Genomic DNA, 20948 nt, shown 5'->3' with positions numbered 1-20948 from the left:
GAGTGTGCCGGTGGCAGACATCGATCCAACGTTATGTAGTGCGCGCTGCGGCATACTACATGATGAATTGCGCTTGTGAAAATCAGACTAATTACGTCGTTCTGCGACCCCGTGACGCATTGCGGTCACGCTGGGGAACAGGATGTTCTCAAAAAACTATTGGATTGTTCCAGTTAAATATAAAAACTTGTACACGATTTGTGTTTCTGCAGGGGTGTCGGCGGTGTGTCCATCGCGGGCAAGCCTTGCTCCTACGGGGTTGGGGCGAGTCAGAATTTGAGAACGATGTAAAACTGTAGGAGCAAGGCTTGCCCGCGATGGCGTCAGACGATTCAGCGCAGAATCAGCCCTTGCCTATACTTGCTCTTCTATAACAAAAGTCATGACAAGAGGGCTGCGCCATGGACCACCTCGTACTCACCGTATTCGCGCTGGACAAGGCAGGGCAGGTCGAGCGCATTGCCCAATGCATCGCCGAGCATGGCGGCAACTGGCTGGAAAGCCGCATGTCACGCATGGCCGGACAGTTCGCCGGGATTCTTCGGGTGGGCGTACCGGCAGAAGCCTACGACGAATTGGTCGATGCCCTGCAAGCGTTGTCCGCCCAGGGCATTCGGGTGCTGATCGCTGAAAGTGGCATCGAGCAATCCTGCACCTGGAAGCCGATTGCCATGGAACTGGTGGGCAATGACCGGCCGGGAATCGTGCGCGACATCACGCGTTTGCTGAGCGAGCAGGGTGTGAACCTGGAGCGTCTGGTCACCGAAGTACGCCCGGCGCCGATGAGCAGCGAGCCGCTGTTCCACGCCGAAGCGATTCTCGCGGTGCCGCTGACCCTGTCCCTGGACGTGCTGCAATCACGGCTGGAAACCCTGGCCGATGACTTGATGGTTGAGTTGGTGCTGCGCAGTGATCCCTGACAGGTTATCCAAGTTATACGTGCACCTGCCTGTGGATAACCTGTAGAGACACCCCGCCAGGCCACGCCGGCCGGGGTTCTTCAGGGGCTGATCAAAAAACCAGCAGTTTCAACAAGTTGCGCACAAACGGCGGGGATCACGCTGTGGATAACCTTGGGAAGGATTGATGCAGACCACGGAAGACGTGGCCTGTAGAGATTTGTACGTTTTCTGATCAGCGGCGGCGACGCATACTGATCACCGCGTCGACGCTGTAAACCGCCAGGCCGGCCCAGATAAAGATGAACGCCACCAGGGTGCTGGACGACAGATGTTCACCAAACAGCAGAACGGCTTGCAGTAGAACCAATGTCGGTGCCAGGTACTGGAGAAATCCGAGCGTGGTGTAGGGCAAATGCCGAGCGGCCGCGTTGAAACAGACGAGAGGCACCAGTGTCACCGGGCCGGCGGCCACCAGCCACCAGGCTTCGGATGTGGTCCAGAACTCGGCCTGCGCGCTGCCCGCTGCCGGGTTGAACAGCAGCCAGGCCGTTGCAATCGGTACGAGCATCCAGGTTTCCACTACCAGCCCCGGTAATGCCTTGACTGGCGCCTGTTTGCGGATCAGCCCGTAGAAACCGAAGGTCAGCGCCAGCACCAGCGAAACCCACGGCAGACTGCCAACCTGCCATACCTGTTGCGCCACGCCAACTGCCGCCAGACCCACCGCCAGCCATTGCATGCGCCGCAGCCGTTCGCCAAGGATCAACATCCCCAGCAACACGTTCACCAGCGGATTGATGTAGTAACCGAGGCTGGCTTCGAGCATCCGTCCGTTGTTCACCGACCAGACGTAGGTCAGCCAGTTGGCCGCGATCAGTGTGCCGCTCAGGGCCAGGATTGCCAGCCGTTTCGGGTTGTCGCGCAACTCGCGCCACCAGCCCGGATGTTTCCAGACCATCAGCAACAAGGCGCCGAACAGCGCGGACCAGAGCACCCGGTGGATGATGATTTCTACAGCCGGCACCGAGGCGATGGCTTTGAAGTAGATGGGGAAAAGTCCCCAGATGATATAGGCACTCAGGCCCAGGATGTACCCGCGACGCGGGTTGGCAGCTTGCATGCAGAATCCTTGCTTAGGCAGCTAACAAAGTGGGGATTGTAAGGCGGTTGTATAGACATGTCGCTTCTGAAAAGCGAAAAGATCGCAGCCTTCGGCAGCTCCTACAGGGGAACGGTGTACACCAGTAGGCGCTGCCGAAGGCTGCGATCTTTTGATCTTGAAATTAAAAAAGTTTCAAAGGTTCTTCATTAAGCGCTGACAACTGCTCACGCAACGCCAACACCTGATCACCCCAATACCGCTCGCTCCCGAACCACGGAAAACTGTGGGGGAACGCCGGGTCATCCCAGCGGCGGGCGAGCCAGGCGCTGTAGTGCATCAGGCGCAACGCCCGCAGCGGTTCGATCAGCGCCAATTCCCGCGGGTCGAAGTCGTGGAACTCGTTGTAGCCGTCCATCAATTCCGACAACTGTCCGAGACATTCCTGACGATCCCCGGCGAGCATCATCCAGATGTCTTGCACCGCCGGGCCCATGCGGCAGTCGTCGAGGTCGACGATGTGGAACATCTCATCGCGGCACATCATGTTGCCGGGGTGGCAATCGCCGTGCATGCGGATGTTCTGGTGCGGCGTGGCCTTGTAGACCTCTTCCACCCGTTTGAGCAGGTCGCGGGCCACCGACTCGTAGGCCGGCAGCAGGCTTTTCGGGACGAAATTGCCTTCAAGCAAGGTATTCAGCGAATCGTGACCGAAGTTCTTCACGCCCAGTGCTTCACGGTGCTCGAACGGTTTGGTTGCCCCGACGGCGTGCAAGCGTCCGAGCAATTGGCCCAGGCGATACAGCTGATCAAGATTGCCCGGCTCCGGCGCCCGGCCGCCACGGCGGGGGAACAGGGTGAAGCGGAACCCGGCGTGTTCATGCAGGCTGGCACCGTTGTGAATCATCGGCGCGACCACCGGCACATCGCATTCGGCGAGTTCGAAGGTGAACTGGTGTTCTTCGAGAATCGCTTCGTTGGTCCAGCGCTGGGGGCGATAGAACTTGGCGATCAGCGGCTCGGAGTCTTCGATGCCGACCTGGTAGACGCGGTTTTCGTAGCTGTTGAGCGCCAGAATGCGCGCGTCGCTGAAAAGCCGATGCTTTCGACGGCATCGAGCACGAGGTCTGGGGTGAGGGTTGCAAACGGGTGGGCCATGCTGACTCCTGCGCGCAGCAGGCTGCCGCGTCCGGCCAAGCATGGTAGCGCAGACGGGGCTTCTTTAGGGCCTGGGCTTGAGATGAGTGGTGTTTGGGCAGCCGCCTTCGCGGGCAAGCCTCGCTCCTATAGGATTTATGCAGATCCTTGTAGGAGCGAGGCTTGCCCGCGAGGAGCCCGATCAGGCGCCGACGACCCCGCCATCTTCACGGGTAATGGCCATCACCGAAGACCGCGGCTTGCCATTCGGCAGGTGCTCCGGGAAGGTCGAACCGCCGTTCTCCCGGGATGCTGAATCCCGACAAACAGGGTTTTCTGATCCGGCGAGAAGCTGATCCCCGTCACCTCGCAACCAATCGGCCCGACCATGAACCGGCGAATTTCCCCGGTCACTGGATCTGCGCAAAGCATCTGGTTATTGCCCATACCCGTGAAGTCCCCGGTATTGCTCGAATCGCCATCAGTCAGAATCCACAAGCGCCCGGCCTCGTCGAAACCCAAGCCATCCGGGCTGTTGAACATGTTCTGCTGCGTGATGTTCGACGAGCCGCCCTTCGGCGTGCCGGCGTGAACCCCGGATTGCCGGCGACCACGAACAAGTCCCAGGCAAAGCTTTCCGAGCCGTGATCATCACGGTCGGTGCGCCAGCGCAGGATCTGCCCATAAACGTTTTTCTCCCTTGGGTTCGGCCCGCCCACGGGTTGGCCGTCTTCGCCGCGCTTGGCGTTGTTGGTCAGGGTGCAATAAACCTGGCCATCCTTGGGGCTGACGACGATCCATTCCGGACGGTCCATGCGCGTGGCGCTGACGACGCTGGCCGCGAGGCGCGTGTGAATCAGCACCTCGGCCTGATCGGCAAAACCGCTGTTGGCATTGATGCCGTTTTTGCCGTGAGTCAGTTCGATCCACTGGCCCTGGCCTTTCGGGTGATCGGCGTTGCCGTCGCCGGCGTCGAAACGCGCGACATATAAGGTGCCGTGGTCCAGCAGGTCGTGGTTGGCCTTGGGGTTGCGGTGGTCGATCTTGTCGCGGCTGACGAATTTGTAGATGAACTCACCGCGCTCGTCGTCGCCCATGTAGACCACGGCGCGACCGTCATTGGTTTCAGCCAGCGCGGCGTTTTCATGCTTGAAACGGCCCAGGGCGGTGCGTTTGACCGGGGTCGATTGCGGGTCGAACGGGTCGATTTCCACCACCCAGCCGTGGCGGTTGAGTTCGTTAGGATTCTTCGCCAGGTCGAAACGCGGGTCGTGTGGGTGCCAGTTGATTTCCTTGCTGGCGGCCACGGCGCCGTAGCGTTTTTGCGCGGCATCGAATTTTTGCTCGGCGTTGCTGCTGCCGAAGCAATCGGTGAAGTTCTCTTCGCACGTCAGGTAAGTGCCCCAAGGCGTCTTGCCGTTGGCGCAGTTCTGGAAGGTGCCGAGGACTTTCTTGCCGTGCTTGTCGGCGCTGGTCTTGAGCCATTCGTGACCGGCCGCCGGACCGCTCAAGCGTAGCGGCGAGTTGCCGTGGATGCGGCGGTTGTAGCGCGAGCCTTGAACGAATTCCCACTGGCCACGGCGACGTTGTACTTCGATCACCGACACGCCTTCGCAGGCCAGGGCCTTGCGCACGTCTTGCGCCGATTGCGGCATGCCACCATGGGGGAAGAGGTAGCGATAGTTGGTGTATTCGTTGTTGATTGCCATCAGCGCCCGGTCGTGGTCGCCGGGGAAGCCGAACAGGCTCATCCCATCGTTGTTGTCGCCGAACTGGACTTCCTGGGCCTGGGCGGTGCCGTTGCCGCTCGGGTCGAAGACCGGGCCATTCTTTTGCAGAGGCTGGCCCCAACTGATCAATACCGAGGATTTGTAGCCCGGCGGCAGGGTGATGACGTCAGTCGTAGCGGCGGCGATGCTGTTGAAGCCCAGCAATTTGCTCGAGCCGGCGCTGACACTGGCGGCCAGAGCGCTGCGACTCAGCAGGTTGCCACCGAGGAACATCGCCGCACCGCAGAGGGCGCCGGCGCTGATGAAACCACGACGGCTGAGGCCGACCATTTTTTCCAGGTCGGTGGGTTGGTTCTCTTCTAATAGGCTCACATCAGGCTCCCTGCTGGTTTTTGCAGTCACCTTAGTGAGCATCAATGAAGGTTTTGTTTCAGAGTGGAGTACCCAGCAGGACGTTGGACGGCGCAAATTGCACGAGCACCGGCTGGTCGATGGCGAGGCCGGAGGTTCTTAAATGCAGCGGCTCGGCCAGGGCGCAGAGTGTCTGGCCGTTGGGCAGGCCGATGCGTACTTCGCTGGGGCCGTCTTCGGCGTCGAGAATTTGCTCGATAATGCCTTTCAGGCAATTGTTGCCAGGTGTTGCAGGCTGGTCGATGGCCAATAACTCCAGCCAGCCGGCCTTGATCAATGCGACGACCTCGGTGCCGATTTGCAGCTCCAGGCGCAGGGTACTGTCGTGGGTGATCTGTGCGTCGATGCTCAAGCCTTCGGCCAGTTCCAGGCGGATGCGGTCGTTGCGACCCTGGGATTCAATCGCTATCACTCTGCCGTGCAATTGATTGCGCGCGCTGGTGCGTAACATCAGCCGGCCGAGCAAGTCCAGATCGCTGGCGTCTTCGGCTGCTTCCAGCACCTGGGCCTGCAACACTTGCAGCTTTTGATACAGCCGCAAGACGCGCTCGCCCTCGCTGGACAACTTGGCGCCACCACCGCCCTTGCCGCCGACGCTGCGTTCCACCAGCGGTTTTTGCGCAAGATTGTTCAACTCGTCGATGGCGTCCCACGCCGCTTTGTAGCTCAGGCCCGCGGCTTTCGCCGCGCGGGTGATCGAGCCTTGTTCGGCGATGTGTTGCAGCAGGGCGATGCGCTGCGGACGGCGGACAATGTGCTGGGACAACAACGAAGGCAAGGACATGGCAGGGGCTTTGGGTTGTGGCAATGAGAGGACGTTGGCGGCTTGGGCTGCGGGAGTCAAGTCAGACGGTAATCCCTGTGGGAGCGGGCTTGCTCGCGAAAGCGTCAGTTCAGTCGACATCTGCGTTGAATACCGGTCCGCTTTCGCGAGCAAGCCCGCTCCCACAGGGTTTTGTGGTGTTCAGTTAAATTGTGTCGCCGGGTTTGGGTGTGCGGGCCAGACAATAGACGTCGACTCGGGCGGCGCCGGCGTCCATCAGCAAGCGGGCGAGGCTTTGCGTGGTGGCACCGGTAGTGAGCACGTCATCGATCAGGGCCAGATGACGGCCCGTGACGCACGCGCCGGGTGCCAGGGCGAAGGCGTTGCGCAGGTTTCGTCTACGCGCCTGGGCATTCAGTTCCTGTTGCGCGCTGGTGTCCTGAATCCTCGACAATAGCGTTTCATCGCACGGGATTTCCAGGCTTTCACTCAGCCACTTCGCGAGCATCGCTGCTTGATTGAAGCCGCGCTGGCGCAAGCGTTTCGTGGCCAGTGGCACCGGGACCAGCGCATCGGGTCGATCCAGATCTTCATCGAAGCGATGTTGCAGGAATTGCGCAAGAAGTTCGCCGAGCAAGCGGCCAAACGGCCACTTTGCGTTGTGCTTGAAGCGGGTAATCAACGTGTCCACCGGAAAGCTGTAACTCCACGGCGCCGCTACTCGCTCGAAGGCCGGCGGTTGTTGCAGGCATTGGCCGCACGTCAGGCCGGACGCGGGCAGTGGCAGGGCGCAGGTCTGGCAGTGATCGCCGAGCCAGGGCAGTTCGGTTTCGCAGGCTGTGCAGATCGGCGTGGTGTCATCGGCGGGCTCTGAGCAGAGCAAACATGATTGTTTGTTTTTTAACCAGATGTAAACCGGTCCTTCGTATCGTGGTTGACAGCGCATCGCTCTTCCTTAAATATGCCAAACATCCGTGTCGCGCCTGTGGGTATTCCATTCCCCCGGCCGCCTGCCAAGCATAAATCAAGGAAACGCCCATGAGCGCCAGCACCTCTGCAACCCTGCGTCATGACTGGTCTTTGGCCGAAGTCAAAGCACTCTTCGTTCAGCCATTCAACGACCTGCTGTTCCAGGCGCAGACGGTGCACCGCGCGCATTTCGATGCTAACCGGGTCCAGGTTTCGACGCTGCTGTCGATCAAGACCGGCGCCTGCCCGGAAGATTGCAAATATTGTCCGCAGTCCGGTCACTACAACACCGGCCTGGAAAAAGAAAAGCTGATGGAAGTGCAGAAGGTCCTCGAAGAGGCCGCTCGCGCCAAGGCCATCGGTTCGACCCGTTTCTGCATGGGCGCTGCCTGGAAACACCCGTCGGCCAAAGATATGCCGTATGTGCTGGAGATGGTCAAAGGCGTGAAAGCCATGGGCCTGGAAACCTGCATGACCCTCGGTCGTCTCGATCAGGACCAGACCGTTGCGCTGGCCGACGCTGGCCTCGACTACTACAACCACAACCTCGATACCTCGCCGGAGTTCTACGCCAGCATCATCACCACCCGTACCTATGGTGAGCGTTTGCAAACCCTGGCTTATGTGCGTGATTCGGGGATGAAGATCTGCTCCGGTGGCATCCTCGGCATGGGCGAGTCCCTCGATGATCGCGCCAACCTGCTGATCCAGTTGGCCAACCTGCCGGAGCATCCGGAGTCGGTTCCAATCAACATGCTGGTGAAAGTTGCTGGTACGCCGCTGGAAAATGCTGACGACATCGACCCGTTCGACTTCATCCGCATGCTCGCTGTCGCCCGCATCCTGATGCCGCAATCCCACGTGCGCCTGTCTGCCGGCCGCGAAGCGATGAACGAGCAGATGCAAGCCCTGGCGTTCTTCGCCGGTGCCAACTCGATTTTCTACGGCGACAAACTGCTGACCACCGCCAACCCGCAGGCTGACAAGGACATGCAACTGTTCTCGCGCCTGGGCATCCTGCCGGAAGCGCGTGAAGAGCACGCCGACGAAGTGCATCAGGCGGCTATCGAGCAGGCGCTGGTCGAGCAGAAGAGCAGCGAGCAGTTCTATAACGCTGCGGTCTGACCGCTTTTGTAGGAGCTGCCGAAGGCTGCGATCTTTTGATCTTGCCCTTAAAAGCAACATCAAAAGATCGCAGCCTACGGCAGCTCCTACAGAGGTTCGTGATCCTTTCCTACTCGCGAGGTCTGCATGTCTTTCGATCTCAGCGCGCGCCTTGCTGCCCGTCGTGCCGAAAATCTCTATCGCCAACGCCCACTGCTCGAAAGCCCTCAAGGCCCTGAAGTCGTGGTCGATGGTCAGCCGTTGCTGGCGTTCTGTAACAACGACTACCTGGGCCTGGCCAATCACCCGCAAGTGATCGAAGCCTGGCGCGCCGGTGCCGCCCGTTGGGGCGTCGGCGGTGGGGCTTCGCATTTGGTCATCGGCCACAGCACCCCGCATCACGCGTTGGAAGAGGCGTTGGCCGATCTCACCGGGCGCCCGCGTGCGCTGCTGTTCACTACCGGTTACATGGCCAACCTCGGCGCAGTCACCGCGTTGATCGGGCAGGGCGATACGGTACTGGAAGACCGGCTCAATCACGCTTCTTTGCTGGACGCCGGTTTGTTGTCCGGTGCGCGCTTCAATCGTTATCTGCACAACGACGCTGAGAGCCTGGCCAAGCGCCTGGAGAAAGCCACCGGTAATACGCTGGTGGTTACCGACGGCGTGTTCAGCATGGACGGCGACATCGCCGATCTGCCGGCGCTGGCCCGGGAAGCCAGGGCCAAAGGCGCGTGGTTGATGGTCGATGACGCCCACGGTTTTGGTCCGCTGGGCGCCAACGGTGGCGGGATCGTCGAGCATTTTGGTTTGAGCCAGGAGGATGTGCCGGTGTTAGTCGGCACTCTAGGCAAAGCGTTCGGTACGGCCGGTGCGTTTGTGGCGGGCAGCGAAGAGCTGATCGAAAGCCTGATCCAGTTCGCCCGTCCCTACATCTACACCACCAGCCAACCGCCGGCCCTGGCTTGCGCGACGCTGAAAAGCCTCGAACTGCTGCGCACAGAACACTGGCGGCGTGAGCATTTGAAGACGCTGATCAGCCAGTTCCGTCGCGGTGCCGAGCAGATCGGCCTGGAACTCATGGACAGCTTCACACCGATCCAGCCGATCATGATCGGCGATGCCGGCCACGCGGTCCGCTTGTCGCAGATGTTGCGCGAGCGCGGCCTGATGGTGACCGCAATCCGTCCGCCCACCGTGCCGGCCGGCAGCGCGCGCCTGCGGGTGACCCTGACCGCCGCCCACAGCGAGGCGCAGGTGCAGCTATTGTTAAATGGACTGGCCGATTGTTTTGCACAACTGGGACCGGAGCCAAGCCATGCGTGATCGTCTGATTCTGCTGCCCGGTTGGGGCCTCGGCGTTTCGCCGCTGGAGCCATTGGCGGCAGCCTTGCAAGGGCTGGATGAACATCTTCGCGTCGAGATCGAGCCGTTGCCGGAGCTGGAATCGGGCGATCTGGAAGAATGGCTGGATGAACTCGATTCGACCTTGCCTCAGGATGCCTGGCTCGGTGGTTGGTCGCTGGGCGGCATGCTCGCCTGCGAGTTGGCGGCGCGGCGCGGTGATCGCTGCTGCGGCTTGCTGACGCTTTCCAGTAATCCTTCGTTTGTCGCCCATGAGCAATGGCTGAGCGCGATGCCTGGCGAGACGTTCGACGCATTTCTGGCCGGTTGCAGCGCTGATCCGCGCACGACCTTGAAACGTTTCTCGCTGCTCTGTGCCCAAGGTGCTGAAGACCCGCGCGGGCTGTCACGACTGTTGCTTGGCGGTGCGCCGAGTACGTCGGCGGCGGTGTTGATGAGTGGTCTGGAGGTGCTCGCGCAACTGGATACCCGTCAGGCGTTGCAGGCGTTTCGTGGCCCGCAGCTGCATCTGTTCGCCGGCCTCGACGGGTTGGTCCCGGCCGAAGCGGCCGGTGACCTGCTGGCGTTGCTGCCGGATGTCGAAATCGGCCTGATCGAACAGGCCAGCCACGCGTTCCTTCTGGAAGACCCCCACGGCGTGGCGGGGGCGATCCAGGCTTTTTTGCATGAGTGCGGTGATGACTGATTTATCCCTTCACAACCTGCCCGGTGGTTTGCCCGACAAACGTCAGGTGGCCGCGTCCTTTTCCCGCGCGGCGGCCAGCTACGACAGCGTGGCTGAGTTGCAACGCGACGTGGGCAGTCAATTGTTGAGCCGTTTACCGCAAGGGTTTTCGCCTGAGCGTTGGCTGGACCTGGGCTGCGGCACCGGGTATTTCAGTCGTGCGCTGGGTGAGCGTTTTCCGCGGGGGCAGGGTGTTGCGCTGGATATCGCCGAGGGCATGCTCAATCACGCTCGGCCATTGGGCGGTGCAACGCACTTCATTGCCGGCGATGCCGAACGGCTGCCGTTGCGGGATTCGACCTGTGACCTGATCTTCTCCAGCCTCGCGGTGCAGTGGTGTTCGGATTTTGCTTCGGTGCTCAGTGAGGCGTATCGGGCATTGAAACCGGGCGGTGTTTTCGCGTTTGCTAGTCTTTGTGTCGGAACGTTGTACGAATTGCGTGACAGTTGGCGTCAGGTCGATGGCATGGTGCACGTCAACCGTTTCCGCGAGTTCGGTACTTATCAACAGCTGTGCGCGGCCAGTGGCTTGAAGGTAGTCAGCCTGCAAACCTGTCCACATCTGTTGCATTACCCGGATGTGCGCAGCTTGACCCACGAGCTCAAGGCGCTGGGCGCGCACAACCTGAACCCTGGCCGGCCGGGCGGTTTGACCGGCCGGGCGCGAATCCTCGGCTTGATCGAGGCCTATGAACAGTTTCGTCAGGCACAGGGACTGCCGGCGACTTATCAAGTGGTTTATGCCGTGTTGGAGAAACCCTTATGAGCGCAGCCTATTTCATCACGGGCACCGACACTGATGTCGGCAAGACCACCGTTGCTGCGGGTTTGCTGCATGCCGCGCGATTGGCGGGGTTGAGTACGGCGGCGGGCAAGCCGGTGGCCTCTGGTTGTGAGGTGACCGCCAAAGGATTGCGCAACGCCGATGCGTTGGCGTTGTTGGCGGAGTGTTCGGTGCCGCTGACTTATGCACAGGTCAACCCGGTGGCGTTCGAACCGGCGATCGCCCCGCATCTGGCGGCGCGGGAGGCGGGCGTTGCGTTGACGGTGCAATCCTTGCTGACGCCGATGCGCGAAATCCTCGATCTCAACGCAGACTTCACACTGATCGAAGGCGCTGGTGGCTGGCGTGTACCGTTGGCGGATCAGGACAATCTCTCGGATCTGGCGATGGCGCTGAATCTGCCGGTGATTCTGGTGGTCGGCGTGCGGTTGGGCTGCATCAATCATGCGCTGCTGACGGCGGAAGCGATTGCCAATGACGGGCTGCAATTGGCGGGATGGGTCGCCAATATCATTGAACCGAAGACTTCGCGCCTGGAGGAAAACCTCGCTACATTGGCCGAGCGGATACCCGCGCCGTGCCTGGGGCGGGTGCCGAAACTCAAGTCAGTGACGGCGGAGGCGGTGGCTGAGCATCTTCAGCTGGATCTGCTCGATTAATGTTTTTGGCTATGACAAGGCACTGTGCCATTAGTGTTTTTGTCGGGTGTTTTGTCCAGGTGTCTGCTTCAATGGCCACTGTTGATCCTTTGCAAGGACGAGTTCTCCCATGGAAATCTCAGGAAGCACCGCTTTTTATGCCGGTCTGAGCACAATTCAGACAGGGCAGAACCGTGTCGATCAGGCCGCCGGCCAGATCGCCAACACCACGATTGATCGCTCGGAGAAAAGCCAGTCCTCCGAAGCCCAGGTTGGTCGTCTACGTTCGGTAGACCGCAGTCAGCAATCGGACCTGGCCAGCAATATGATCGAGATGTCACAAGGCAAGTTTCAGGTTGAGCTCGGCGCGAAAGTCGCCAAGGCTTCCGATGAAATGCTTGGGACGTTGATTGATACCTACGCTTGATCGCTCGCTGAACCTGCTACTCCAACGCCGCGAATCTTCGCGGCGTTTTTCTGCGTAAGTCCTTCTCCCTCAACTAATCTTTCCTGCATGGCTTGTCGGTTTGTCGACGGCGGCGCGCAGCTGCGTGGCCGTTGTGTACAGGGCGTGATGACGAGCGGCAAAAGATCGGAGCTTGACAAGATTTGGGCGTAAACGTATGTTTCAAACAACTGTTTGACCGTCACAACAAATCAACACGGTCGTTCATTCCCGGTTACATCAGCAGAGGTTTATCGCTATGCCTGACTACAAGGCCCCCTTGCGTGATATTCGCTTCGTTCGTGACGAATTGCTCGGCTACGAAGCGCACTATCAGAGCCTTCCGGCTTGCGCAGACGCAACTCCGGACATGGTTGACGCCATTCTCGAAGAAGGCGCCAAGTTTTGTGAGCAGGTGCTGGCTCCGCTGAACCGCGTGGGTGATACCGAAGGCTGCACCTGGAGCGAGTCCGGCGTTAAAACCCCGACTGGCTTTAAAGAAGCCTACAAACAATTCGTTGAAGGCGGCTGGCCAAGCCTGGCCCACGACGTAGAGCACGGCGGCCAAGGCTTGCCAGAGTCTCTGGGTCTGGCCGTGAGCGAAATGGTTGGCGAAGCCAACTGGTCGTGGGGCATGTACCCAGGCCTGTCGCATGGCGCAATGAACACCATTTCCGAGCACGGTACGCCTGAGCAGCAAGACGCTTACCTGACCAAACTGGTTTCCGGTGAATGGACCGGCACCATGTGCCTGACCGAACCGCACTGCGGCACCGACCTGGGCATGCTGCGCACCAAGGCCGAACCTCAGGCCGACGGCTCCTACAAAGTCTCCGGCACCAAGATCTTCATCTCGGCCGGTGAACACGACATGGCCGACAACATCGTCCACATCGTGCTGGCACGTCTGCCGGATGCACCGGCCGGCACCAAAGGTATTTCGCTGTTTATCGTTCCGAAGTTCATGCCGAACGCAGACGGTTCGATCGGCGAGCGCAACGCGGTGACCTGTGGTTCCCTGGAACACAAAATGGGCATCCACGGTAACGCGACCTGCGTGATGAACTTCGACGCGGCCACCGGTTTCCTGATCGGCCCGGCGAACAAAGGCCTGAACTGCATGTTCACCTTTATGAACACCGCTCGCCTGGGTACCGCGCTACAAGGCCTGGCCCACGCAGAGATCGGCTTCCAGGGCGGCCTGAAATACGCTCGAGATCGCCTGCAAATGCGCTCCCTGACTGGCCCGAAAGCGCCGGAAAAAGCCGCTGACCCGATCATCGTGCACCCAGACGTGCGTCGCATGCTGTTGACCATGAAGGCGTTCGCCGAAGGCAACCGCGCGATGGTTTACTTCACCGCCAAGCAAGTCGACATCGTCAAATACGGCGTGGACGAAGAAGAGAAGAAGAAGGCCGACGCACTGCTGGCGTTCATGACGCCAATCGCCAAAGCCTTCATGACTGAAGTCGGTTTCGAATCCGCCAACCACGGCGTGCAAATCTACGGCGGCCACGGCTTCATCGCTGAGTGGGGCATGGAGCAGAACGTTCGCGACAGCCGCATTTCGATGCTGTACGAAGGCACCACCGGTATTCAGGCTCTCGACCTGTTGGGCCGTAAAGTGCTGATGACTCAAGGCGAGGCTCTGAAAGGCTTCACCAAGATCGTCCACAAGTTCTGCCAGACCAACGAAGGCAACGAAGCGGTCAAAGAGTTCGTCGAGCCATTGGCTGCGCTGAACAAAGAATGGGGCGAGCTGACCATGAAGGTCGGTATGGCAGCCATGAAAGACCGTGAAGAAGTCGGCGCCGCGTCGGTGGACTACCTGATGTACTCCGGTTACGCCTGCCTGGCCTACTTCTGGGCTGACATGGCGCGCCTGGCTGCCGAGAAACTGGCTGCCGGCACCACCGAAACCGCGTTCTACACCGCCAAGCTGCAGACGGCGCGCTTCTACTTCCAGCGCATCCTGCCGCGTACCCGCACTCACGTAGTGACCATGCTGTCGGGCGCCAACAACCTGATGGACATGAAAGAAGAAGACTTCGCGCTGGGCTACTAAGCTCCGCGTGGTTCCTTCACAAAGCCGCTGTTCTTTCGAGAGCAGCGGCTTTTTTGTTCCTGGTGAAAATCCACTGGGCAAGACAGCCCGCATACGATGGGTTGTTGGCGTTCCCCCCGATAAATATTCCCTACTAAATTGCTAAGAAATCCCCGATTCCTGCCGTTATAGAGGCTGGCGATGTGACATGGATCACGTCTCATGTGCTTAACTGCTCCAAGTGCAGGCACAATGCCACCTTTCAGTTGGGTCGGAGCTTTACCCTTGCCGCGTTCTTCCGCTGTGCGCTTCAGTCATTTTTTGCCCTCACTACTGCTGTTGCTTGCTGGGCTTTCGGCTGCGTACATAAAGGATCTCAACGTTTTCTTCACTTCGCTGTTCAACGTGCTGCCAACTCTGGTGCTGTTGCTCGGCGGTGCTTATTGCGCGGTTTACCGACGCCAGCGTGAACTGTTTCTGATGGTCACGGTGTACATCGCTTACTTCCTGCTCGACACCCAGACCGACTATTACCGCGACAACGGCAAGGTTCGAGAAGACGCAGCGGTGGTCTTTCATCTCTGTTGCCTGCTATTGCCGTTGCTGTTCGGCCTGTTCGCGGCGTGGCAGGAACGTACGCATCTGTTTCAGGACATGGTGGCGCGTTTCGCCGTTTTGTTGGCGTTCGGCAGCGTTGCTCTGGGCCTGGAGCAAAGTTACCCACAGTCGCTGCTGATGTGGCTCTCGGAAATCCGCTGGCCTGTCTTGCACGGTGCCTGGATGAGCCTGATCCAGTTGTCCTACCCGGTGTTCTTCGCCACGTTTTTACTACTGGCCTGGCAATACTGGCGCAACCCGAGGCCCTTGCACGCCGCGCAACTCGTGGGCTTGCTGGGGCTGTTCTGGATGTTGCCGAAAACCTTCATCCTGCCGTTCACCCTGAACATCATGTGCAGCCAGGTCATGCTGATGATTGCGGCGGCCGTCGCCCACGAGGCCTATCAAATGGCCTTCCGCGACGAACTCACCGGCCTGCCGGGGCGCCGCGCGTTGAATGAGCGCATGCAGCGGCTTGGGCGCAATTACGTGCTGGCCATGAGCGACGTTGATCACTTCAAGAAATTCAACGACACCCACGGCCACGATGTCGGCGATCAGGTGCTGCGATTGGTTGCCAGTAAACTGTCCAAGATCAGCGGAGGCGGTAGGGCGTATCGCTACGGGGGCGAAGAATTCGCCTTGGTGTTCGCGGGCAAGACGCTTGAAGAGTGCATGCCGCATCTGGAAGTCATCCGTGAGTCCATTGCGACCTACAACATTCAACTGCGCAATCCCGACAGCCGGCCTCAGGATGACCATCAAGGACGCCAGCGCCGAGCCGGTTCCGGCGCGTCGAGTGTGTCGGTCACGGTCAGTATTGGCGTCGCCGAACGTTTGGAGCAGCGCACGCCCGAACAAGTGCTCAAGTCGGCTGACGAGGCGCTCTACAGCGCCAAGGGCGCTGGGCGAAACTGCGTGGTGGCGTTCGGTCAAAGCCGCCGTGGCGCGGTGCGTATGGATGCCGCTGCGGGTTGAGTGATATTGGCGCATTCAGCGTCTGGACTGTGCGCAATTGGCTGCTGGCAGCGGTGATGCCGATTATTGCCAGGGCAAACTGGCGACCTGCGAGTTCTACTTCAAGCGTCTGTTGCCACGCACTGCCGCTCATCGGGCGGCGATCGAGTCGGGAAGTGATTGCCTGATGAAGCTGCCGGCGGAGTTGTTTGCGCTCTGAGGCGCCCGTTTAAAGCATCGCGGGCAAGCCTTGCTCCTACATGTTCAGTGTCGTTCGCGAAGTCTGCGTACGCCGTGGACCTGTAGGAGCAAGGCTTGCCCGCGATTGCGTTTTACCAGATGCACGCCAATGACTAAAAATTACAAATCGGTCATGAGTTGACCCTATGTGTCGTAAAAGTTGTTGGGTTACACTCGGACCCAACGAAAGCACCCTTCCTACGAATTACCTGTTTAGATCTTGCGAGGTTTGCCATGGCTGACTACAAAGCGCCCCTGCGCGATATGCGCTTCGTCCTCAATGAAGTTTTCGAGGTCGCCAAACTCTGGGCCGAGCTGCCGGCGCTGGCGGATACCGTCGATGCTGAAACCGTCGAAGCCATTCTCGAAGAAGCTGGCAAGGTCACCAGCAAAAGCATCGCACCCCTGAGCCGTGCGGCTGACGAAGAAGGTTGCCATTGGGCGGACGGTGCCGTCACCACGCCGGCAGGTTTCCCTCAGTCTTATCAGACTTATGCCGAAGGCGGTTGGGTTGGCGTCGGTGGCGATCCGGCCTACGGCGGCATGGGCATGCCCAAGGCTGTCTCGGCCCAGGTCGAAGAAATGGTCAACTCCGCCAGCCTGTCGTTTGGCTTGTACCCGATGCTGACGGCCGGCGCCTGCCTGTCGATCAACGCCCACGCCAGCGACGAGCTGAAAGCCGCCTACCTGCCGAACATGTATGCCGGCGTCTGGGCCGGTTCGATGTGCCTGACCGAACCGCACGCCGGTACGGACCTGGGGATCATCCGCACCAAGGCCGAGCCTCAGGCCGACGGTTCCTACAAAGTCAGCGGCACCAAGATCTTCATCACCGGCGGCGAACACGACCTCACCGAGAACATCATTCACCTGGTGCTGGCCAAACTGCCGGATGCACCGGCGGGTCCGAAAGGTATTTCGCTGTTCCTGGTGCCGAAGTTCATGGTCAATGCCGATGGCAGCCTGGGCGCACGTAACCCGGCAAACTGCGGCTCGATTGAACACAAGATGGGCATCCAGGCGTCCGCGACCTGCGTGATGAACTTCGACGAAGCCGTGGGTTACCTGGTCGGCGAGCCGAACAAAGGCCTGGCGGCGATGTTCACCATGATGAACTACGAGCGTCTGGGCGTCGGCATCCAGGGCCTGGCCACCGGCGAGCGCTCTTACCAGAACGCGGTTGAGTATGCCCGTGATCGCCTGCAAAGCCGTTCGCCGAGTGGCGCACAGAATAAAGACAAAGTGGCTGACCCGATCATCGTTCACCCGGACGTGCGTCGCATGCTGCTGACCATGAAAGCCTCGAACGAAGGCGGCCGTGCCTTCTCGACGTACGTGGCCATGCAACTGGACACCGCCAAGTTCAGCGAAGACCCTGCGACCCGCAAACGTGCGGAAGACCTGGTGGCGTTGCTGACGCCGGTAGCCAAGGCATTCCTGACTGATCTGGGCCTGGAAACCACCGTGCATGGCCAGCAGGTTTTCGGCGGCCACGGTTATATCCGCGAGTGGGGCCAGGAACAACTGGTTCGCGACGTACGCATCACCCAGATCTACGAAGGCACCAACGGCATTCAGGCGCTGGACCTTGTAGGTCGCAAGATCGTCGGCACTGGCGGGGCGTTCTACAACCTGTTTGCTGACGAGATTCGTCACTTCACCGCGACTGCCAGTGCTGACCTGGCGGAATTCACCAAGCCGTTGAACGACGCGGTGACCACCCTTGATGAGCTGACTTCGTGGGTGCTGGACCGGGCGAAAAACAACCCGAACGAAATCGGCGCGGCGTCGGTCGAATATCTGCAAGCATTTGGATACGTCGCTTATGCCTACATGTGGGCATTGATGGCCAAGGCCGCTTTCGGCAAAGAAGCGCAGGACGATTTCTACGCGAGCAAACTCGGCACGGCGCGCTTCTATTTCGCCCGTCTGCTGCCGCGGATTCACTCGTTGAGCGCGTCGGTGAAGGCCGGTAGCGAGTCGCTGTTCCTGCTGGACGCGTCGCAGTTCTGACCCTGTAACGTCATGTAAGCATTCTCTTACATAACGTGCTGCTGTTTTCCCATAGGCGCCGATTGGATCCAGAGCTAATCTACTTCACATGGACGTCGCGCAGGAAGCGCAAAGCAATAACAGGGACACGTAGGATTCTGCCAGGACGGCGGAGTGAAATGGATGTCAGGGAAACAGTCTGCAAAGCCCCGCTTCGGCGGGGTTTTCTTTTGCCTGCAGAAAAGTATTCAGCTCAGACCGTCCCGTGTCGCCGGGCCGCTCAAGCGGTCGTCGGGTCCATTCAGCACTTCCTCCAGCACTGTCCGCAGCAACGCCAGCGAGGCTTGTTGCCGTTGAACATCCCGACACACTAATCCGACTTTCAGCGACACTCGCGGCTCGGTCAGCGGTTTCCACAGCAGTTCATTATTGCCGAGGGCCTTTTGTGAGCGCCCGGGCAGAACAGTCGCCAGCCGCGTGTGAGGCAAACTGTCGAGAATTCCCGCCATGTTGTTCAGCTCGGCTTGTACCTGCGGGCGTCGGCCAAGGCTGGCCAATTGCGCCTGCCAGATCTGCCGTAGCTGAAACTCCTCGCCCAGCAGCAACATCGGCAACTCCGCGGCCTGACTCATGGAGACCTTCTTGAATTCGCGCAACGGATGATCCGCCGGGATGACAAGGGTCAGTTCATCTTCGTACAGCATCACGCCGTGCAATCCTGGCTGGCGAGGCGGCAGGTAGCTGATGCCGATGTCCAGGGAACCGTTGAGCAATCGCCGTTCGATCTCAAGCCCCGTCAGCTCATAGATCTGCACCACCAGATGCGGTTGCGCCTTGCGCACCCGTTCGAGCATTTGCGGCACCAGGCTGGAGTGGACGGTCTGCAATACGCCAATGGCCAAGGTGCGCAACGCCTGCCCCTTGAAATTGCCCAGCGCTTCCCGCGCACGTTGCAGGCCATCGAGCAAAGGCAATGCGTGGTTGTACAACGTATGTGCCGCCAGCGTCGGCAGTAAGCGTTTGCTGCTGCGCTCGAACAGGCTCACATCGAGGTTCTGTTCCAGGTGACGGATCTGTTGCGACAGCGCCGGTTGCGAGATCGAAAGTCGCTCCGCAGCCCGGCCCACATGGCCTTCTTCGTAGACCGCGACGAAATAACGCAGTTGCTTGAAATCCATAAGTAATACTTATCGAAAATGCTGTGAAATCGAAATGGCTCAGTGCCGTGCCTGAGCCTAGTCTAACCGCATTCACAAGGCTTAAAGGGCCGGAACGCACGATGAATACCGTTTGCATCGATGGTGTTTACATAGGAAAGACAAAAAACCTCAAACGAGGTTTTCTGAGATGAATCTGTTCAATTTGCGGCGTAATTCCCCCAGTCTGGATGACCTGGCCATGGATACCGCGCTGCCACCGCACCGTGACAACCTGTCCAGTGAATGCCTGATGCCCAGCGTCGAGCGGCCGCAACAGATTTTTGTGCGAGGCCAAGGCTCATGGTTGTGGGACAGCGATGACCGCGCTTATCTGGATTTCACGCAAGGTGGTGGGGCCAACAGCCTGGGGCACAGTCCGACAGTGCTGGTCAGCGCAATCTCGGATCAGGCCCGGGCGCTGATCAATCCCGGTTTCGGCCTGCACAACCGCGGTATGCTCAACCTCGCCGAGCGCCTCTGCGCCAATACCGGCAGCGACCAGGCCTACCTGCTCAACAGTGGCAGCGAAGCCTGCGACGCGGCGATCAAACTGGCTCGCAAGTGGGGTCAACTGCATCGCAGTGGGGCGTCGCGGATCATCGTTGCCAACAAGGGTTGCCATGGCCGTAGTCTCGGGACGATTTCGGCGTCGGACAGTTCTAACCTGACCAACCGATTTGAGCCGCAGCTACCGGGCTTCAGCCACGTCCCGTTCAATGACCTTGCAGCGTTGCATGCAGCCGTCGACGCGCGGACCGTGGCAATCATGCTCGAGCCGATCCAGAGTGAAGCCGGGGTGATTCCGGCCGTCGAGCATTACCTCAAGGGTGTTGAACTGTTGTGCCGTGAACTGGGCATCCTGCTGATCCTCGACGAAGTCCAAACCGGGATCGGCCGTTGCGGCACCTTGCTCACGGAGCAATCCTACGGCGTGCGGGCGGATATCGTGGTGCTCGGCAAAGGCCTGGGCGGTGGCGTTCCGTTGGCGGCATTACTGGCCCGGGGCAAGGCCTGTTGTTTCGACATCGGCGAAATGACCGGCACCCATCACGGCAACGCACTGATGAGCGCTGCCGGCCTGGCCGTTCTTGATAGCATGCAGGACAAAGGCTTTCTCGAGCATGTGCAGAAAACTGGTCAATACCTTGGCGAAGGTCTTGGGCGCCTGGCTCATCGCTACGGCCACGGCGAACTGCGCGGGCAAGGGCTGCTTTGGGGACTGACGTTGTCGGACGATTCAGCCGACGCGGTCGTCAAAGCAGCGCTTTACGAAGGCTTGCTGCTCAACGCCCCGCAACCCGATTGCCTGCGCTTTACCCCGGCCCTCACCGTCAGCAAAGCCAACATCGACGAAATGCTCTTGCGCCTGGCCCGCGCGTTTTCCCGGGTACGCACCGCGCAACTGCGGTGCCGCAAAGGGATTGCCGTCTGATCAGACCCGCCCTGCACGAATTACCGAACCGTCTCGCGGTATAACGCATCGCCCCACGCCTGATTCTTTCGGTGTGGGGCGTTTTTTTGCCTGCGAATTTATTGGCGTACTGGCATTCGGCCAAAATTCGCACTGAACCCTGACGAACGGCGCAGGTCGATTGGTTGTGTGGCTCGTGCGAGCCAACTTCAAGTCAGGAGCTGCTCCATGGATTTTATTCGAATCATCATCGCCATTCTGTTGCCGCCCCTGGGTGTGTTTCTCCAAGTCGGTTTTGCCGGGGCATTCTGGCTGAATATTCTGCTGACGTTGTGCGGGTATATTCCAGGGATCGTGCATGCGGTGTATATCATCGCCAAGCGTTGAGTTTCGCGGTGTCAGATAGATCTCCTTCGCGAGCAGGCTCGCTCCGACAT

16 protein-coding genes and 3 pseudogenes are annotated in these 20948 nt (G+C 59.8%); 13 read left to right on the top strand and 6 right to left on the bottom strand.

Annotated features, from left to right (window positions below; genetic code table 11):
• Nucleotides 1–401 precede the first annotated feature (401 nt).
• Nucleotides 402–920, top strand: a complete 519-nt coding sequence (locus tag JFV26_RS03745) for a glycine cleavage system protein R (RefSeq protein WP_201189825.1) — start codon at nucleotides 402–404, stop codon at nucleotides 918–920.
• A gap of 214 nt (nucleotides 921–1134) precedes the next feature.
• Here JFV26_RS03745 and rarD read toward each other — a convergent pair whose 3' ends face one another.
• The 5 genes and pseudogenes from rarD to JFV26_RS03720 all read right to left on the bottom strand — a co-directional run bounded on the left by rarD (nucleotide 1135) and on the right by JFV26_RS03720 (nucleotide 6988).
• On the bottom strand, nucleotides 1135–2022 hold the full coding sequence (rarD, locus tag JFV26_RS03740) for an EamA family transporter RarD (protein WP_201189823.1): 888 nt from the start codon (nucleotides 2020–2022) through the stop codon (nucleotides 1135–1137).
• Between the two features lie 163 nt (nucleotides 2023–2185).
• Nucleotides 2186–3159: pseudogene (locus JFV26_RS03735) on the bottom strand (serine/threonine protein kinase).
• 181 nt (nucleotides 3160–3340) lie between these two features.
• Nucleotides 3341–5240 (bottom strand): annotated as a pseudogene (locus JFV26_RS03730) (PhoX family protein).
• Between the two features lie 58 nt (nucleotides 5241–5298).
• A complete protein-coding gene (locus JFV26_RS03725; protein WP_201190665.1) occupies nucleotides 5299–6063 on the bottom strand; it encodes a TOBE domain-containing protein in 765 nt (254 codons plus the stop codon).
• Nucleotides 6064–6247: 184 nt separating this feature from the next.
• The gene (locus tag JFV26_RS03720; RefSeq protein ID WP_201189821.1) at nucleotides 6248–6988 is read right to left on the bottom strand and encodes a ComF family protein; all 741 of its coding nucleotides are present in this window, start codon (nucleotides 6986–6988) and stop codon (nucleotides 6248–6250) included.
• A 92-nt stretch (nucleotides 6989–7080) separates the two neighbouring features.
• Here JFV26_RS03720 and bioB point away from each other — a divergent pair, with 92 nt between their 5' ends.
• From bioB to JFV26_RS03670, 10 genes and pseudogenes are all read left to right on the top strand, one after another.
• Nucleotides 7081–8136 carry a biotin synthase BioB gene (gene bioB / locus JFV26_RS03715; RefSeq protein ID WP_201189820.1) on the top strand — a complete coding sequence of 352 codons (1056 nt, stop codon included), beginning with the start codon at nucleotides 7081–7083 and terminating at the stop codon, nucleotides 8134–8136.
• 126 nt (nucleotides 8137–8262) lie between these two features.
• Nucleotides 8263–9441: an 8-amino-7-oxononanoate synthase gene (gene bioF / locus JFV26_RS03710; RefSeq protein WP_201189818.1), complete on the top strand. Its 1179-nt coding sequence runs from the start codon at nucleotides 8263–8265 to the stop codon at nucleotides 9439–9441.
• Complete coding sequence (locus JFV26_RS03705; RefSeq protein ID WP_201189816.1) at nucleotides 9434–10165, top strand: alpha/beta fold hydrolase; 732 nt, start codon at nucleotides 9434–9436, stop codon at nucleotides 10163–10165. Before bioF ends, JFV26_RS03705 begins: the two co-directional genes overlap by 8 nt.
• Entirely contained in the window at nucleotides 10158–10970 is an 813-nt protein-coding gene (gene bioC / locus JFV26_RS03700; protein ID WP_201189815.1) for a malonyl-ACP O-methyltransferase BioC, read from the top strand. Before JFV26_RS03705 ends, bioC begins: the two co-directional genes overlap by 8 nt.
• The gene (gene bioD / locus JFV26_RS03695; protein WP_201189813.1) at nucleotides 10967–11647 is read left to right on the top strand and encodes a dethiobiotin synthase; all 681 of its coding nucleotides are present in this window, start codon (nucleotides 10967–10969) and stop codon (nucleotides 11645–11647) included. The genes bioC and bioD overlap by 4 nt, the downstream gene beginning before the upstream one ends.
• Before the next feature lie 109 nt (nucleotides 11648–11756).
• Nucleotides 11757–12053 (top strand): pyrroloquinoline quinone biosynthesis protein PqqE, encoded by a 297-nt coding sequence (locus JFV26_RS03690; protein ID WP_201189811.1) that lies wholly within the window; start codon nucleotides 11757–11759, stop codon nucleotides 12051–12053.
• Nucleotides 12054–12330: 277 nt separating this feature from the next.
• Entirely contained in the window at nucleotides 12331–14136 is a 1806-nt protein-coding gene (locus tag JFV26_RS03685) for a phenylacyl-CoA dehydrogenase (protein WP_201189810.1), read from the top strand.
• Nucleotides 14137–14400: 264 nt separating this feature from the next.
• Complete coding sequence (locus JFV26_RS03680; protein ID WP_201189808.1) at nucleotides 14401–15690, top strand: GGDEF domain-containing protein; 1290 nt, start codon at nucleotides 14401–14403, stop codon at nucleotides 15688–15690.
• A 31-nt stretch (nucleotides 15691–15721) separates the two neighbouring features.
• A pseudogene (locus JFV26_RS03675) lies at nucleotides 15722–15889 on the top strand (acyl-CoA dehydrogenase C-terminal domain-containing protein); the annotation flags it as partial.
• Between the two features lie 254 nt (nucleotides 15890–16143).
• Nucleotides 16144–17922 (top strand): acyl-CoA dehydrogenase C-terminal domain-containing protein, encoded by a 1779-nt coding sequence (locus JFV26_RS03670; RefSeq protein WP_201189801.1) that lies wholly within the window; start codon nucleotides 16144–16146, stop codon nucleotides 17920–17922.
• A 227-nt stretch (nucleotides 17923–18149) separates the two neighbouring features.
• Here the strand turns inward: JFV26_RS03670 and JFV26_RS03665 are convergent, their stop codons facing one another.
• The gene (locus JFV26_RS03665) at nucleotides 18150–19079 is read right to left on the bottom strand and encodes a LysR family transcriptional regulator (RefSeq protein WP_201189799.1); all 930 of its coding nucleotides are present in this window, start codon (nucleotides 19077–19079) and stop codon (nucleotides 18150–18152) included.
• Between the two features lie 169 nt (nucleotides 19080–19248).
• Here JFV26_RS03665 and JFV26_RS03660 point away from each other — a divergent pair, with 169 nt between their 5' ends.
• Both JFV26_RS03660 and JFV26_RS03655 read left to right on the top strand, forming a co-directional pair.
• Nucleotides 19249–20532, top strand: coding sequence for an aspartate aminotransferase family protein (locus tag JFV26_RS03660; protein ID WP_201189797.1), 1284 nt, complete (start codon nucleotides 19249–19251; stop codon nucleotides 20530–20532).
• A 207-nt stretch (nucleotides 20533–20739) separates the two neighbouring features.
• The gene (locus JFV26_RS03655) at nucleotides 20740–20898 is read left to right on the top strand and encodes a YqaE/Pmp3 family membrane protein (protein ID WP_007904205.1); all 159 of its coding nucleotides are present in this window, start codon (nucleotides 20740–20742) and stop codon (nucleotides 20896–20898) included.
• The last annotated feature ends 50 nt before the right edge of the window (nucleotides 20899–20948 follow it).

This window comes from Pseudomonas sp. TH31 (assembly GCF_016650815.1).
Lineage (GTDB): Bacteria > Pseudomonadota > Gammaproteobacteria > Pseudomonadales > Pseudomonadaceae > Aquipseudomonas.
Note: the sequence above shows the minus strand (reverse complement) of the source record. Positions and strands in the feature narration are given on the sequence as shown.